Source organism: Commensalibacter sp. M0268, assembly GCF_016101925.1.
GTDB lineage: Bacteria > Pseudomonadota > Alphaproteobacteria > Acetobacterales > Acetobacteraceae > Commensalibacter > Commensalibacter melissae.
This window is the reverse complement of record NZ_JACFPQ010000002.1, coordinates 229,329-245,760: the sequence shown is the minus strand read 5'-3', so window position 1 is coordinate 245,760 and position 16,432 is coordinate 229,329. Positions and strand designations below refer to the sequence as shown.

Sequence of the window (16,432 nt, the reverse complement as noted above, 5' to 3'; positions counted from 1 at the left end):
ACGGCTTTCTATTTTCTCAACTTTTATGTTGGTAAATATTGCCTAAAAAAATCAAAATCAAAATCCAAAAAGTCTTATTTTATGAAAGACATATCAATTTCAATCCTAGTCTTTCATTTATATCTAAACAAGTTAAATACACAAGCGATTTTAGCAAAAATTGAATTTTTTACCGCAATAATTTTATTTTATTTCCAAAATTTATTTTAACTGTTGCCAGAAGACCAAGAAGGATCCATCGCCATCGTTGATGTAGGAATGCTTCTTTCATGAAAACCGGAAACATCAATCATCTTGATGGATGAAGAAAAACCGCTTCCACGCGCACCGGCAGACGATTGGTTACAGAACGCCATAACACGGCCATTTGAACAAAATGTTGGGCTTTCGACAGTAAAACCTTGGGTTAAAATTCTTTCTCCAGTACCGTCAGGCGCCATAACACCCAATGAGAATCCACCGCCGCCAATTCTCACAAACGCAATAAGGTCACCTCTTGGTGACCATACGGGGCCTGCATAACTACCGTTTCCATAAGAAATACGTCGGACTCCACCTCCACTTGCACTCATTATGTATAATTGCTGTCTTCCACCCCGATCTGAAGAAAAAACAATTTGAGATCCATCAGGACTATAACAAGGGCTCGTATCAATAGCCCCGGAACTGGTTAATTGACGTTTGCTGCCCGAACCCAGATCAACAGAATAAAGATCAGAACCTCCTCCCCTTGTTACAGACATAATGACAGACCTTCCATCAGGCGAAAAACGCGGTGCAAAAGATATACCCGAAAAATCTCCCAAAATTCTTTGTCTGCCTGATTGAAGATCAAACAAGTAAACTCGAGGACGATTATTGACATAAGACATAAATGCTATCTGATTAGAAACAGGACTGAATCGGGGCGTCAAGACAAGCCAGCGCCCGCTGGTTAAGATTCGACTGTTAGCACCGTCATAATCCATGATTGCCAGACGTTTTGTGGGATCTGATCGGCGGCCGGTCTGTGCAACATATGCAATTCGTGTATTGAAATATCCCTTATCCCCCAATAAACGCTCAAAAATAACGTCCCCTATCATATGGGAAACACGACGAAGATCCTCCCTTATGGCACCTGACCCGGAAATCGAATAGGCTGTTCCCTGAATCTGTTCACCGGTCAACGCATTCCATAGCCGAAATTCAACTCGCCCATTCACCTCTGATCCAGTCACGATAGCACGAGCCCCCATGGCTTTATAGGCGGCAAAATCAGGTGTAGAGGTTGGTGATGTACTACTAATAACTCGAAATAACCCTGTATTATTCAAGTCATCTGTTAATACCTGAGTTATGGCACCGCCATTCCCAGAACCAAAATCAGGAATAACAATAGGGATAGGCTCGTTTCTTGCCCGATCAACTGTAATTTCATCTGCACCGCCGGCTTGCTGCGCAAATGCAGATGATAAAGGTGTTGCCACAATTCCACCTGCTACACATCCATACAAAATTTTTCGGCGAGGAATTAAAACATCCCGTAAAATATCAGCATCATTATCAGAAATTATTGAGCGCATAATCCTATTTTCCCTATTATTGATAATGCATATTAACTTACAAATTTAGACATAATTATGGACGGAATACAAAACGAATCTGACCCGTCTTTCCCAACAGATTTGAAGGTATCGGCAATTTTGAACATACAGGACTTAACACGGCGTCCCTTGCCCGTTCTGCTAATGCCCTATATGTTGAATCAGCATTCATTTTTGCCTGAGTCACTGAATCAAATTTAACTATTCTAGCCTCTCCTGAAGCATCAATTGTTACAATTAAATGTGCCACAAAATTAGCATAATCTTTTGCTGCTGTGTCTTCAACATAACATCGACGAACAGATGCCGCTATTTTCCCCTGCTGACCTGCTGAAAGCCCTCTTGTGATATCGCCATTTCTTGCTCCACCACCATTAGGAGCCCCTCCCTGTCTTGGATTTGCTTTGGCTCTGGGAGGATGTGTTTGTTTCTGGTCAGCTTGATAGGCATCCAACGTCGATTCAAGTGAATGTGTATCAGGAATTTCTTTTTTTGCTTTTTCCATTTTTGTCAATCGAGAGAAATTCTGCACCTGAGGTAACGCGGTGGGCATAGGCATTGGTGATGGTGGGGATGGAACATGAGAATTTGAAGAGGATGCCAATGGTGAAACAGTAGGTGGTAACGTTACCTCTGCAGGTGCGGGGATTTCAACAGCTTTAGGTAAAATCGAATCCTGTTTTTCCATTTTTGCAACCGCATCAGGTGGAGGGGGCATTGGCGGAGGTGGAGGCGGAGGTGGAGGCGTTTCTTCGACAGGTTCAGTTTTAGTATGTGTTGGCGCAGGTGTAGCATCCAGTTTTTCCAATGCAGGCGCATTCGGGTTCGGGGAATCTTGCTCCGATTTAGCTGGAACTTCTTGTCCTGCATTATCGCTTGTAAATTCAACCTCTACTGGTTTTTCTTCAGGGGGTGGGGGTGGAGGCGCAAAATGAAATAACCATGATAATAGAATCGCCAGAACGATAACCCCAAAATGCGTTCCGATTGATGCCAAAAAAGAACATCTGAAAATTTTTCTCTCAGAACGGTACATGCCCAGCAAAATACATAATCCTCAATTATGGCGTTTTTGAAGAAGGGTTGGATGTTGTATCAGGCATTTGTGCAAGTAACGCGACATGCGTAAATCCTCCAGCTGTAACACGTCCCATCACTTCCATGACCCTGCCGTAATTGATATGCTGATCTCCCTTAACAAAGATACGATGTTCAGAATCATTCTGAGACATGACTTTCAACTGCTCCAACAATTGATTCATATCTACAACATTGTCTCCCAAATAAACGGATCCATCTTCCCTGACTGTAACAGTAATCGGTTTGGTATCTGCATTTACAGGCTTCGCGGCAGTTTTTGGTAAATCAACATTAATTCCGCTTGTCATCATAGGAGCCGCAACCATGAAAATAATTAACAGAACCAACATGACATCAACCATCGGTGTAACGTTAATATCTGCCTGTAGACGTCTGCCACGCCCCCGTCTGTTTCGACCCTCTAAAGAAAATCCCATTGATTTTATTCCTGATTTTCTTTTGCTTCAGATTGACGAGAAAGAATCGCACTAAATTCAGCCGCAAAGCCTTCAAGTCTTTCAGCAAATAAATTAAGCTTGTTATTAACAAAATTATAGGCCACTACAGCGGGAATGGCTGTCAACAAACCCAGTGCCGTCGCGAATAATGCCTCTGAAATACCAGGGGCAACCACTGCCAGACTTGTGTTATTGGATTGTGCAATGGAAGCAAAAGCATGCATGATACCCCACACGGTTCCAAACAATCCGATAAAAGGTGCCACCGGCCCTACTGTTGCCAAAAAAGTCACCCATCTTTCCAGGCGTTCCATTTCACGAGTAATAGTGATTGACATGGCACGATCAATTCGCTGTTTGACTCCCTCACTGCTCATCTCAATTCCATTAATTCTTGCTGATCGACGCCATTCACCCATACCCGCACTAAACACTGCAGCCATGGGATGGGTTGGTTTCACCCCAATATTTTCATATAATTCATCAAGACTCCCACCTGACCAGAATAAATCCTCGAATTCATCTGCCTGACGTTTAACCTTGCGGAGGGTAAAATATTTATCAAAAATTACAGCCCATACCCAAATACTGGCACAAACCAGGCCGATCATAACAAGTTTAACTACTAGCGCCGCATGAACAAAGAGCGCCCAAGGGGACAAACTGGCCGATGGTGTGGCCAGATTTGCTGCATTAATTGATGGATCCAAAAATGCCTCCTGCACAATTAGTCTCACTCAATTTAATTTCATATATAACTTGAGACTATTTATTATTTTCCAATATCCATTTGATATATTTTTTTTCCAATAAAAACAATCTTGTTTTGATAATGAGTAAAAATTTATTCGAACTGGTTTACCTACATCATAGCGGCAAAAATTCTTTTCCAATCTGCTGGAAAAGGAGCTGGCATATAGGTTTCCTTCTTTAGACAAACCAGCTGAATTTTTAATTCAGTCACAATTTCTTCATTACGGAAAAAAACTTGTGATAACCAGCAACTTGCCCCCAAAGTTGTGATTATATTTGTTTTTACAATAACCAATTCATCAATATACAAGGGTTTTCGGAATTTAATCTCGGCTTCCCTCACAACCAAAACCAAGCCGAAATCCTTGTACAAATCACTGATTGTTCCACCCAACCGTCGTATACTTTCTGTCCGAGCGCGATCTGCAATTCCGAAATAACGGGCATGATAGACGATACCTGCCGCATCAACATCTTCATAACAAACCCTGAACCGGTAAGTTTTGACTTCCTCTTTCGCCAAAGCAGGATTACTTATACCTTTGTCAAATGAATTACTAGGGATGATCTCCATAATTTTCATTCCTCTTCCACATCATTATCCAGCAAATCAAACTGAGTATTTAATAATGCAGGGGGTTTCAGATGAAGATGTTGCCAGCCTCTCTCTCCCAAAACACGGCCACGACTTGTACGAAGAACCAAACCTTCCTGGATCAGGAAAGGTTCAATAACATCTTCAAGAGTATCCCTTGATTCTGCCAGGGCCGCAGCTAACGTTTCAACACCGACCGGCCCACCCTGATGAAATTCAGCAATACGCAATAAATAGCGACGATCCATTGCATCCAATCCAAGCTGATCAACCTCCAGTCTTGATAAGGCTGCATCAGCAATCTCGCGATCAACCGCTTTTTCACTCTTATGCTTGACAAACGCAAAATCACGTACACGACGTAATAACCTGCCCGCTATTCTGGGCGTCCCACGAGATCTTCTGGCAATTTCCGCAGCCCCATCTTCAGTCAATTCAAATCCAAGCTTACAGGCCCCTCTTTCAACAATCAATTTGAGTTCATCTGTTGTATAAAATATCAACCGTAACGGAATGCCAAACCGATCCCGCAAAGGTGTGGCAAGCAAACCTGACCGTGTTGTTGCTGCGACAAGCGTAAAAGGGGGCAAATCTATACGAACCGATCGAGCCGCAGGCCCTTCCCCGATTATTAAATCAAGCTGGAAATCCTCCATTGCCGGATAAAGAATTTCTTCAATTGAAGGATGCAATCGATGAATTTCATCGATAAATAATACATCCCTTGGTTGTAAATTGGTTAAAATTGCCGCCAAATCACCAGCCCTTTGAATTACAGGGCCAGATGTTGCACGAAAACCAACCCCCAACTCCCTGGAAACAATCTGCGCCAAGGTTGTTTTTCCCAGCCCTGGTGGTCCATGTAACAAAACATGATCCAACGCCTCATCTCGCTGTCTTGCCGCCTCTATAAAAATTGAAAGGTTTTCTCGTGATGATTTTTGTCCAATGAATTCAGCCAAAGATTGAGGTCTTAACGCGACCTCCACAGTGTCTTCCTGACGTTTCGTTGCATCTATGGGACGATTTATTTCAGACTTCATCGGGCCAACTCACGTAAAGCTTCTCGAATAATATGATCAAGTTGAAGGGGTTGATTTTTCTCTTTCAAACCTTTAATCACTCGCCCGACGATTGGTTGGGATTCCATTCGACGAAATCCAAGTCCCTCCAGGGCCAGCAACACATCTGCAACAATATTAGTCTCATTATTTTCGGTTATCTGACCTGAAATTGTAATTGAATTAATCACATCTGAACCAGAAGCCACTTTACCATTCAGTTCAGTTAAGATGCGCGTAGCCAATCTTGCCCCTACGCCTGAAGCCCGCATTAAACTTGCCTTGTCAGCTGTCATAATGGCCGAAGTCAATTCATCCGGCGTAAGGACGGATTGAATCGCCAGCGCCATACGAACCCCAACACCTTGTACCGTTGTAAGCAGCCTGAACCATTCCTGTTCCTTTCCATCAGCAAATCCATAAAGTAATATGGCATCCTCTCTGACGATGGTTTCAATCAATACACGGGCAATTTCTGGAGGACGAGGCAATTTTGATAAGGTCCGGCTTGAAACATAGACCACATATCCCACCCCATTCACGTCAATGAGACAACGATCCCTGTCATTTTGGTCAATCAAAAGCCCAGTCAATTGTCCTATCATGCCATTATTGTTCCTTTATTAACACGAATTTGACTTATCCGATGATGGGCATGACAAATCGCTATCGCCAAAGCGTCAGCTGCATCAGCTCTTGGAATTTTGGCTCCCGGCAATAAACGCTGAATCATAACAGATACCTGATCTTTGGTCGCCGCTCCCGTTCCAACCACGGCACGCTTAACTGTTTTAGCACCATATTCATTAACATTAATATATTTTTGCGCGGGCACTAATAATGCCACCCCCCTAGCATATCCCAACTTCAAGGTGGCAGAGCCATTCCGGTTGACATAGGTTTCTTCAACCGCAACCTCTTCAGGTTGATAAAGACCAATCAGTTTTTCCAAACCTGATGCTAATACACAGAGACGTTGAGGAACAAAATGATCACTATTCGTAGACAGGACACCACTTGCCACATAGGTAAGACGGTTGTCACGTGCATCAATTATCCCCCATCCGGTAAACCGTAAACCGGGATCTATCCCAAGAATTCTAACCACAACTCTTAAGCCGATAGCCGTTCAGCAATCTCGTCCGAAAGGTCAAAATTGGCAAAAACATTCTGAACATCATCATGATCTTCCAGAACTTCAATTAATTTTAGCAAGGTGCGAGCATTATCTTCATCTAATGCAACTGTATTGGATGGACGCCATTCAATTTTTGCACTTTCAGGATCTTTAAACCGGGCTTCCAATGCGTCACGGACTGCAAAGAAATTTTCCATCGCACATGTTATTTCATAAACATCATCATTTTCTTCAACATTATCCGCTTCTGCCTCAATAGCCGCCTCAAATATTGAATCAAAATTTGCAACCGTTTTGGGATAGGTAATAACACCCATACGTTCAAACATGAATGCGACAGAATTCATTTCCCCCAAGGATCCGCCATATTTATTGAATGCGGCCCTAACATCCGAAGCTGTACGATTACGATTATCTGTCAATGCCTCAACGATAATGGCAACTCCGGATGGACCATATCCTTCATAGCGCACTTCTTGATAATTATCTCCATCTGCGCCACCTGCGGCTTTCTTAATCGCACGATCAATATTGTCCTTTGGCATATTGACAGCACGAGCTGCCGCAATGGCTGCACGTAAACGGGGATTGGCGGCTGGATCTGGTAAACCTGATTTTGCTGAAACGGTTATTTCACGAATTATTTTTGAAAATTCTTTTGCCCGACGGGCATCCTGAGCCCCTTTGCGATGCATAATATTTTTAAATTGCGAATGTCCTGCCATTAATTTTTCTCTTAATTCTTACAGTTTGATTTCAATCTTAATCTAATAAACATGTCCCGATTTTTAAACAAACCGACCATGACAATGTTTAAATTTTTTGCCTGAACCACATGGACATGGTGCATTTCTGGGCGTATCTGCCCACTCTTTTGGTGCATCAGATAATGTCTGAGGGGTTTCCCCCTCTATAAGATCCGAAGAAGAATTTTCCCCTTCATCATCAGAGACATTGACTTCAACCTTGGCCAAAAGTGAGGTAATCCGTTCACGAAGCTCATCCAGCATATAATTGAAAAGAACAAAAGCTTCCTTCTTATATTCATTAAGCGGATCTTTCTGACCATAGGCCCGCAGTCCGATACCCTGACGCATTTGATCTAATCGCAACAAATGTTCTTTCCACACAGCATCAAGGGTTGTTAGCAAAACTTGCTTTTCAACATATCGCATAATTGAAACCCCATAATTCGCGACCTTGGTGGCTATCATTTCATTGGCGGCTTTCGTAATGCGCTCTTCAAGTGTATCAATTGAAATATCTTTCTCTTCAGACCATTTCTTAATCGGTAGATCAAGATTTAATATCCGTTTTACATCCGCGGTTAATTCGTTAATATGCCATTGTTCTGCAAAGGATTTTTCAGGTATGTATTTTTCGATCAACATATTGATCACATCATGTCTCATAGATGCAATCACTTCTGAAACATCTTCCAGAGCCATATATTCCCGACGCTGAGAATATACCTCCTTACGTTGATCATTGATGACATCATCATATTTTAAAGTGTTTTTACGCATATCGAAATTGCGCGCCTCAACTTTTTTCTGGGCTTTTTCAAGTGCCTTGTTGATCCAGGGGTGAACAATGGCCTCCCCTTTTTTCAAGCCCATTTTTTGAAGCATACCACCCATGCGTTCGGAACCAAATATCCGCATCAGGTCATCCTCGAGGGATAAAAAGAAACGTGAATTTCCCGGATCTCCCTGGCGCCCCGAACGTCCTCGCAACTGGTTGTCAATTCGACGACTTTCATGACGTTCCGTACCAATTACAAACAGTCCGCCGCTCTCTTTAACCAGTTCATGATCTTTTTGAACTTTTTCTTTAAGGGCCGTTTCTTGTTTCAAGCGTTCATCTTCATTCTCGATATGGGACAGCTGCTGATGGATAAGCATATCCACATTCCCACCCAATTTAATGTCAGTACCACGACCCGCCATATTTGTGGCAATTGTAATGGCTCCCGGAATTCCAGCTTGGGCAACTATCTGGGCTTCTTTTTCATGAAAACGCGCGTTTAATACATTATGCTTTATGCCCTTTTTATTCAACAAATTTGAAAGATGTTCACTTTTCTCAATCGATGTTGTTCCAACCAAGATAGGCTGTTTCTTTTTATGAACCTCTTCGATAAGCTGGCTAACCGCATTATATTTTTCAGCCGCGGTCAGATAGATTTCATCATGTTCATCCTTACGCTGGACTTTAAGATTGGTTGGAATTGACACAACGTCCAGCTTGTAAATCTCGGCAAATTCATCGGCTTCTGTCATTGCCGTTCCCGTCATACCGGCGAGTTTCGGATAAAGACGGAAATAATTTTGAAAAGTGATTGAAGCTAGAGTCTGGTTTTCCTGCTGTATTTCCACATGTTCCTTGGCTTCCAGTGCTTGATGCAATCCATCGGAATATCGACGTCCATCCATCATACGTCCAGTAAATTCATCAATTAGAATGACCTTATTGTTACGGACGATATAATCCACATCCCTGGCAAACAAGGTATGCGCCCGTAATGCCTGCTGCATATGATGCACCAACGCGATATTATGAGTGTCATACAGCCCCCCCTCTTTCAATACACCCTTTTCACGCATTAACTGCTCTATATGTTCGGTTCCCAATTCTGTTGGAATGACATTCCGGAATTTTTCATCTTTTTCATAATTGGCAGGATCTTTGACTATCTCTTTTATAATTTCATTAACGGAACGATATAGATCTGAACTGTCATCCGCAACCCCCGAAATAATCAATGGAGTACGAGCCTCATCTATCAAGATCGAATCAACTTCATCCACAATGGCGTAATTAAACGGACGCTGAACCATTTCATCAAGACTGTATTTCATATTGTCACGAAGATAGTCGAAGCCGAATTCATTATTTGTCCCATATGTAATATCGGCGGCATAAGCAGCCTTTCGTTCAATATCACTCAAATCCGCGATAATCGTTCCGACATTCATGCCAAGAAAACTATAGAGCCGGCCCATTTCAGCAGCATCACGTGAGGCAAGATAATCATTCACCGTTACAACATGCACCCCTTTTCCCGATAGTGCATTCAGATATACGGCCAAGGTTGCCACCAATGTTTTACCTTCACCCGTACGCATTTCGGCAACCTTACCATCGTGAAGAACCATTCCCCCGATCAGCTGGACATCGAAATGACGCATTCCCAAAACCCTTTTCGAAGCTTCTCTGACTACAGCAAACGCTTCTGGCAATAAATTGTCCAGTGTTTCTCCATCAGCTAACCTTTGACGAAATTCAACCGTTTTATTAGCCAATGCAACATCATCCAGAGCCTGTATTTCAGGTTCCAATTGATTGATTTCAGGTAGTCGCTTTTGATAAGCTTTTAATGAACGCTCATTAGAGGTGCCGAAAAAGACACGGGCAAATTTTGCAAACATCAATGTTTTCCAAATAACGCTTTGTAATCCTGCCTGTCATTACAAAGGGCTAGTTATAATTAAATTAGAACACAATTCAATCCAGACAGAAAAATACATATAGAAATAAGTTCACCGGTATTATAACCAACTTTACTTACACCATAAATATCATTTTAAAATTTTAAAAGTGGTTTAACTTTTTTCAAGAAAGGAACTTTATTAAAATAATGGGACAATTTCACCTTTCCATGATATAAACATATTCAAAATTATCTTTAATCCTCTCAATAATAAAGGTACTATATGTCTTTTTACAACAAATCATTCAAATTTGCAGCAACCCTTCTTTTTTCCTCAAGCCTTTTGACAACAGCAGTTATTGCCGCTGAACCTGCTGTCACATCTACCCCGTCAGCACCTGCCGCTCAAAATCAGTCAAGTCCTAGCAAAATAGATGAAAATACTGTTTTGGCAACTGTTAATGATAAAAATATTACGTATCATGATGTCCAAAATATGCGCAAGATGTTGCCCGATCAATATAAAAGTCTGCCTGCACCTGTTTTGACAACAATAATCCTTCAGCAATTAATTGTTCAAAATGCAGTGCTACAAGTTGCCGAAAAACAGAATTTACAGAATTCCCCTGAGGTCAAGCAACAAATTGAATTCATGCAAAAGGATATCCTGTTTTCGACATTCCAAAAATCTGAATTGGAAAAGAATTTAAAACAAAATCCAATTGACGATAAAGCCATTCAAACTTTTTACGATCAGCATTTCGCCAACGCAGCCCCTGTTAAAGAGGCGCATATATGTCATATTCTTGTAAAAACACAACCGGAAGCTGTAAAAATCATCAGTCAACTTCATGCAGGCAAAAATTTCGCTAATCTTGCCAAACAATATTCAACCGATAAAGAGAGCGGTAGCGAAAATGGCGGTGATTTGGGATGGGTCAAACAAAATGACCCTCTTGCACCGGAATTCATCAATGCAGCCTTTGCGCTGAAAGCAAATACAATTACAACCGCTCCGGTGAAAACCCAATTTGGTTGGCATGTCATCAAGGTTCTTGGTTATAGAAACGCTCCGGTACCACCATTGGATAAGGTAAAAGATGAAATTCGCAAAAACCTGTATCAACAAAGAATGAAAACCATTATTGAAAATGTAATTAAACAAAGTAAAATTACCAAAAATGATGAAGCCATTCATTCTTTAACACAAATGCCTGCCACACAAAAAAAATAACTCTGACAGAACAAATCATTAAAAATTTTTATAAAAGGGAAAATAAATTTTCCCTTTTATAAATTCAGAATGTTTATTGATTAATATCCCTAAAGAATTTAGTTCAAAAAACATATCATTAAATCCTTTTTTCTTATAAAGAAAACTTGTAAAAAACATTTTCAGTAAAATATAAATATTTCATTATAACCGGATATGAATCAATCCTGTCGTATCCATTATTTTGCTCCATTGTTGAAAAAGAGTCTACCATGTCGAGTTATCCTGTTTCTCCGCTTGCCGTAACCCTCCCTGAACTTTGCCCCGTTGCCGGTGTAAAACTTGCATCTGTTCAAGCGGGATTACGATATACTGGACGTCTTGATTTGTCGTTAATGGAATTCGCTCCGAACACAACCGTCGCAGGAGTATTTACCAAAAACAAATGTCCAGGTGCACCTATCGATTGGTGCAGAAAAATTTTATATCGCGGTAAAGCCAGGGGATTACTTGTCAATGCCGGTATTGCCAATGTATTTACGGGTCAGGCAGGATTTGATGCAGTTAAATATTCAGCACAGGCAGCTGCAAAAACAATAAACTGCACACCCGAAGAAATTTTTGTTGCCTCTACAGGGGTTATTGGCGAACAGCTTCCTTATCAAAAAATCATCAATTATCTTCCAGAACTTTATTCGAAATTGGCTTCTGATCAATGGAAGGAAACAGCTCAAGCAATCCTGACTACGGATACATTTGCCAAAGGCTTTTCCCTTAAAACAGATATTGACAATATTCCTGTCACTATTCAGGGAATCGCCAAGGGGAGCGGTATGATCGCACCTGATATGGCCACTATGCTTTGTTTTGTTACAACTGACGCAAAATTGCCCGCTACTGTCTTACAAAAATTATTAAATGAAAAAGTCAAAACAACCTTTAATTCAATAACAGTTGATTCCGATACATCAACCTCTGATACCCTTCTTTTATTTGCCACGGGTCAGACCCCCAATACCGAAATCAATGATATTGATGACCCAAGATTAAGCAATTTTTCAAATGCCTTAGAAAAATTGTTACAAGAATTGGCTCTTTTGGTTATTAGGGATGGTGAAGGCGTAACAAAACTGATTGAAATCATGGTTGAAGGTGCCGTTAACAATGAATCAGCTTTTAAAATCGGACAATCAATCGGTAACTCCCCTCTTGTGAAAACAGCAATAACAGGTGAAGATGCCAATTGGGGACGTGTTGTAATGGCGGTAGGCAAAGCCGGCGAACCAGCCGACCGTGACCTTTTGTCAGTGGCAATAGGTAATATTTGGGTTGCCAAACAAGGTGAGGTTTTATCAGATTATGACCAAGATAAAGTTAACAAGCATATGCAAGAACAAGTCATAAAAATTAAAGTCAACCTGAATCTGGGAGAGGGACACGCAAAAATTTGGAGCTGTAACCTAACACAAGGTTATATTGAAATTAACGGCTCTTATCTGCGTTCCTAATTTCTTTTATTTATTATCAATTGAATCGTTTCTTTATGAATACCCCTATTATCTCCGATTTTTCTGAAGAAGAAAAAAAAAGAATTCTAGCAAAGTCAGCACTTTTCAGTCCTCCGTCCTTGAAATTATCAGATGGAAGACAGGAACTTGTTGGACTTTCACGGGAAGAATTGGAAGAGATCCTAATGGATATGGGGGAAAAATCCTTCCGCACGAAACAGTTATGGCACTGGATTTATCATAAAGGTGTTACCGATTTCTCTTTGATGAGTTCAATCAGTAAACCCTTGCAAGCCAAATTGGCAGAACATTGTGTGATCAGCCGACCGGAACTGGTTATGCAACAGACCTCAAAAGATGATACCCGCAAGTTTCTTTTTCGCTTCAGAGATAAACAAGAAGCTGAAACAGTTTATATTCCCGATCGTCGAGAAGATCGTGGTGCTGTCTGCATTTCCTCACAGGTCGGATGTACGTTGTCCTGCCGTTTTTGTCATACCGGCACGCAAAATCTGGTTCGAAATCTTGGTGCAACAGAAATCGTAGGTCAATTCATGGCGGCAAGGGATAGTTATAATGAGTGGCCAACCCCGACCGCTGGAAGACCCCGTCTTCTATCAACCATAGTTCTGATGGGAATGGGCGAACCTCTTTATAATTATGACAATGTTGCCAAGGCAATGCGTATCGTTATGGATGATGAGGGAATTGGAATCTCTCGTCGCCGAATTACCTTGTCAACGTCCGGTGTAGTTCCCATGATGGATCAATGTGGAAGGGAACTGGCAATTAATCTAGCCATTTCCCTTCATGCTGTCAGGGATGATTTACGAAATGAGCTCGTTCCCTTAAATCGTAAATATCCTATAAAAGACGTTCTGGCAGCCTGCCGTCGATACCCTGCAGCAAGTAATTCACGTCGTATAACGTTTGAATACATTATGTTAAGGGGAATTAATGATAGTGAATCAGATGCACGTGAACTGGTGCATCTATTAAAGGGTATTCATGCCAAGGTTAATCTAATTCCATTTAATCCATGGCCAGGCAGTGATTACAAACCCTCCAAAACTGAACAGGTGCAAAAGTTTGCCGATATCATTATGCAGGCAGGTTATTCCTCGCCCATCCGCACCCCAAGAGGGCGTGATATTCTTGCAGCATGCGGACAATTACGCACTGAAAGCCAAAAAGCCAAAATTTCTAAAAATTTAAAACATAACGAAACAATTTCTGACTGACAACATTGTTTTAAAATCAAATAAAAATTGTGAAAATAATTTATTTAATCTTATTTTCACAATTTTTCGAAATAAATTAATTCACATGATTATATGAATTTATCATCAATAATTATAGACTTGAAAAATTTCTACCAGGCATAGGCTTCAGGTGCCTCACCCCCCATACCGGGCCAAATATCATCTAAAGTATGTATTATTTCATCTGACAATGTAATGGAAAGCCCTTCAATAGCATTATCCAGCTGTGTTTCAGTACGAGGTCCAATAATCGGTGCTGTGACATCAGGTTGATGTCTTAACCAGGCAAGGGCTAAATTTGCAGGAGTTATTTTAAGTTCAGCAGCAAGATTCTCATATTTTTCAAGTTGGTATCTTAATTTATCAATTATTTTCAGTTCCTGTTCTCTAAAACGTCGCTCGCCATTTTTCTGTTTCGAAAGGACACCCCCAAGCAATCCACCTGCCAATGGAGAATAGGGAATAAATCCAAGACCATGATATCGACAGGATGGAAGGACTTCCAGCTCAACTGTACGTTCTGTCAGATTATAGGGGCTTTGCTCAGAAACCAGTCCGTAAAAATGACGTTCCTTGGCCAATCCCTGAGCTGTGGCTATTTGCCAACCAGCAAAATTACAACTTCCTATATATAAAACTTTTCCCTGTTGAACCAATAACTCCATTGCCTGCCATATTTCCTCCCATGGAGTTTCTCGATCAATATGATGCATTTGATAAAGATCAATATGATCAGTTTTTAAGCGTCGCAAACTGTCTTCACACGCTTTTCGAATATGATAAGCTGACAAATGCCGGTCATTCGGCCCAAAATCCATAGGCTGGTAAACTTTGGTAGCCAATACAACCTTGTCTCTCTGACCGCTCTTTTTAAGCCATCGTCCAATAATTTCTTCAGAAATGCCATATCCCCTAGGAATTTCTGGCCATTGTAATCCTCCATAAACATCTGCCGTATCAAAAAAATTAATTCCTGCATCAATTGCCTTATCCATAATCATGCAGCTTTCTTTTTCATCCGTGACATCACCAAAATTCATGGTTCCAAGACATAAATCACTTATCTTCAGACCTGTTCTTCCCAAAAATCTATATCTCATGATACCTCAATCTTTTTGTTTGCAATTTTAAATATTTTTGATTTTGCAGATAATGCAATTCAAATGAATTGGAATATCTACACCCTGGGCGGTGTAACCGTCATAGGTTCATTTGACAATGGAGGAATAATTCCATTTACAGAATGCGGTACATACGGTGCTTCAAGACTGTTTATTTCATTTTCTGTTAAAGAAAAATCAAGCGCCTTTACAGCCGTTGTCAAATGTTCAGCCTTTGTGACCCCAATAATAGGCGCCGTTACGTATTTTTTTGATAATAACCAGCCCAATGCAACATATGCACGAGGGACATGATGCAAGTTGGCAATCTTTGCGACAACCTCCACGACTTTTCGATCCTCCTGTTCTGCATCCTGATACATTTTCAAAGCAAAAGCATCATTTTGAGTACGTCGTGTAACTTCATCAAAATCACGAGTCAATCGTCCCCTTGCCATTGGACTCCAAGGAATGACACCAATACCTTGATCCTCACAAAAAGGCAACATTTCCCGTTCCTCTTCCCGATAAAGCAAATTATATTGAGGCTGCATGGAAACAAAACGTGTCCATCCATTTTGCCTTGCAATATGTTGCATTTTGGCAAAACGCCATGTTTCCATAGAGGATGCTCCAATATAGCGAACCTTTCCTGATTTCACGATGTCATGCAAGGCCTCCATGGTTTCCTCGATCGGGGTTCCATGGTCAAAACGGTGAATTTGGTAAAGATCTACATAATCCATTTTTAATCGTGACAAACTGTCATCAATTGATTGAAAAAGAGCTTTACGCGATAGAAAACCTGTATTAGGCGAATTCCGCCAAGGGAAAAAAGCCTTGGTCGCCACCACAATTTCTTCTCGCCGTGCCATATCATTCAATGCTCGCCCCGTTATTTCCTCTGAACTGCCTCCAGAATAAATATTTGCCGTATCAAAAAAATTAATTCCCGCCTCAATGGCCTGTCTAAAAAAAGGGCGTGCAGCAGTTTCATCAATTGACCAGGCTTGTGGCAACCGGTTGGGTTCACCGAAACTCATGCATCCCAAACATAATCTCGATACTTTAAGACCTGTACGACCTAGATTTATATACTTCATTTTTTTATCTCAAATATGATATGAAAATTATCGAAAATCTTTTTTATTGTTTGATTTTCAAATAAATCATACGATAAAAAAAGCGTTGTATAATATCTTGATATTCCGTAATAATTACCTGATCCTGCAAATAATTTATATT

Annotated in this window: 15 protein-coding genes; 3 read left to right on the top strand and 12 right to left on the bottom strand. The window is 40.9% G+C overall.

The window, feature by feature from the left end; genetic code table 11:
* Window positions 1–206 precede the first annotated feature (206 nt).
* From tolB to secA, 10 genes are all read right to left on the bottom strand, one after another.
* Window positions 207–1,565: a Tol-Pal system beta propeller repeat protein TolB gene (gene tolB / locus H3R28_RS04485; RefSeq protein WP_198209804.1), complete on the bottom strand. Its 1,359-nt coding sequence runs from the start codon at window positions 1,563–1,565 to the stop codon at window positions 207–209.
* A 55-nt stretch (window positions 1,566–1,620) separates the two neighbouring features.
* Window positions 1,621–2,622: an energy transducer TonB gene (locus H3R28_RS04480; protein ID WP_370552821.1), complete on the bottom strand. Its 1,002-nt coding sequence runs from the start codon at window positions 2,620–2,622 to the stop codon at window positions 1,621–1,623.
* Window positions 2,623–2,647: 25 nt separating this feature from the next.
* Window positions 2,648–3,103 carry a protein TolR gene (gene tolR, locus H3R28_RS04475; protein WP_198209800.1) on the bottom strand — a complete coding sequence of 152 codons (456 nt, stop codon included), beginning with the start codon at window positions 3,101–3,103 and terminating at the stop codon, window positions 2,648–2,650.
* A gap of 5 nt (window positions 3,104–3,108) precedes the next feature.
* Window positions 3,109–3,834: a protein TolQ gene (gene tolQ, locus H3R28_RS04470; protein WP_110439004.1), complete on the bottom strand. Its 726-nt coding sequence runs from the start codon at window positions 3,832–3,834 to the stop codon at window positions 3,109–3,111.
* A gap of 152 nt (window positions 3,835–3,986) precedes the next feature.
* The gene (locus H3R28_RS04465; RefSeq protein WP_198184836.1) at window positions 3,987–4,451 is read right to left on the bottom strand and encodes a YbgC/FadM family acyl-CoA thioesterase; all 465 of its coding nucleotides are present in this window, start codon (window positions 4,449–4,451) and stop codon (window positions 3,987–3,989) included.
* A 5-nt stretch (window positions 4,452–4,456) separates the two neighbouring features.
* On the bottom strand, window positions 4,457–5,515 hold the full coding sequence (gene ruvB, locus H3R28_RS04460) for a Holliday junction branch migration DNA helicase RuvB (protein WP_110438799.1): 1,059 nt from the start codon (window positions 5,513–5,515) through the stop codon (window positions 4,457–4,459).
* Window positions 5,512–6,138: a Holliday junction branch migration protein RuvA gene (gene ruvA / locus H3R28_RS04455; protein WP_155567929.1), complete on the bottom strand. Its 627-nt coding sequence runs from the start codon at window positions 6,136–6,138 to the stop codon at window positions 5,512–5,514. Before ruvA ends, ruvB begins: the two co-directional genes overlap by 4 nt.
* Window positions 6,135–6,641, bottom strand: a complete 507-nt coding sequence (ruvC, locus tag H3R28_RS04450) for a crossover junction endodeoxyribonuclease RuvC (RefSeq protein WP_198193336.1) — start codon at window positions 6,639–6,641, stop codon at window positions 6,135–6,137. The genes ruvA and ruvC overlap by 4 nt, the downstream gene beginning before the upstream one ends.
* 5 nt (window positions 6,642–6,646) lie before the next feature.
* Entirely contained in the window at window positions 6,647–7,396 is a 750-nt protein-coding gene (locus H3R28_RS04445; protein WP_122123364.1) for a YebC/PmpR family DNA-binding transcriptional regulator, read from the bottom strand.
* 63 nt (window positions 7,397–7,459) lie between these two features.
* On the bottom strand, window positions 7,460–10,102 hold the full coding sequence (secA, locus tag H3R28_RS04440) for a preprotein translocase subunit SecA (protein ID WP_198209798.1): 2,643 nt from the start codon (window positions 10,100–10,102) through the stop codon (window positions 7,460–7,462).
* 285 nt (window positions 10,103–10,387) lie between these two features.
* Between secA and H3R28_RS04435 the strand changes: the two genes are divergently transcribed.
* From H3R28_RS04435 to rlmN, 3 genes are all read left to right on the top strand, one after another.
* Window positions 10,388–11,338 (top strand): peptidylprolyl isomerase, encoded by a 951-nt coding sequence (locus H3R28_RS04435; protein WP_155565235.1) that lies wholly within the window; start codon window positions 10,388–10,390, stop codon window positions 11,336–11,338.
* 251 nt (window positions 11,339–11,589) lie between these two features.
* On the top strand, window positions 11,590–12,825 hold the full coding sequence (argJ, locus tag H3R28_RS04430) for a bifunctional glutamate N-acetyltransferase/amino-acid acetyltransferase ArgJ (RefSeq protein ID WP_198209790.1): 1,236 nt from the start codon (window positions 11,590–11,592) through the stop codon (window positions 12,823–12,825).
* A 35-nt stretch (window positions 12,826–12,860) separates the two neighbouring features.
* The gene (gene rlmN / locus H3R28_RS04425) at window positions 12,861–14,066 is read left to right on the top strand and encodes a 23S rRNA (adenine(2503)-C(2))-methyltransferase RlmN (RefSeq protein WP_198209788.1); all 1,206 of its coding nucleotides are present in this window, start codon (window positions 12,861–12,863) and stop codon (window positions 14,064–14,066) included.
* A gap of 131 nt (window positions 14,067–14,197) precedes the next feature.
* Here the strand turns inward: rlmN and H3R28_RS04420 are convergent, their stop codons facing one another.
* Both H3R28_RS04420 and H3R28_RS04415 read right to left on the bottom strand, forming a co-directional pair.
* Window positions 14,198–15,187 carry an aldo/keto reductase gene (locus H3R28_RS04420; protein ID WP_198209786.1) on the bottom strand — a complete coding sequence of 330 codons (990 nt, stop codon included), beginning with the start codon at window positions 15,185–15,187 and terminating at the stop codon, window positions 14,198–14,200.
* 77 nt (window positions 15,188–15,264) lie between these two features.
* Window positions 15,265–16,290: an aldo/keto reductase gene (locus H3R28_RS04415; protein ID WP_198209784.1), complete on the bottom strand. Its 1,026-nt coding sequence runs from the start codon at window positions 16,288–16,290 to the stop codon at window positions 15,265–15,267.
* Window positions 16,291–16,432 lie beyond the last annotated feature (142 nt).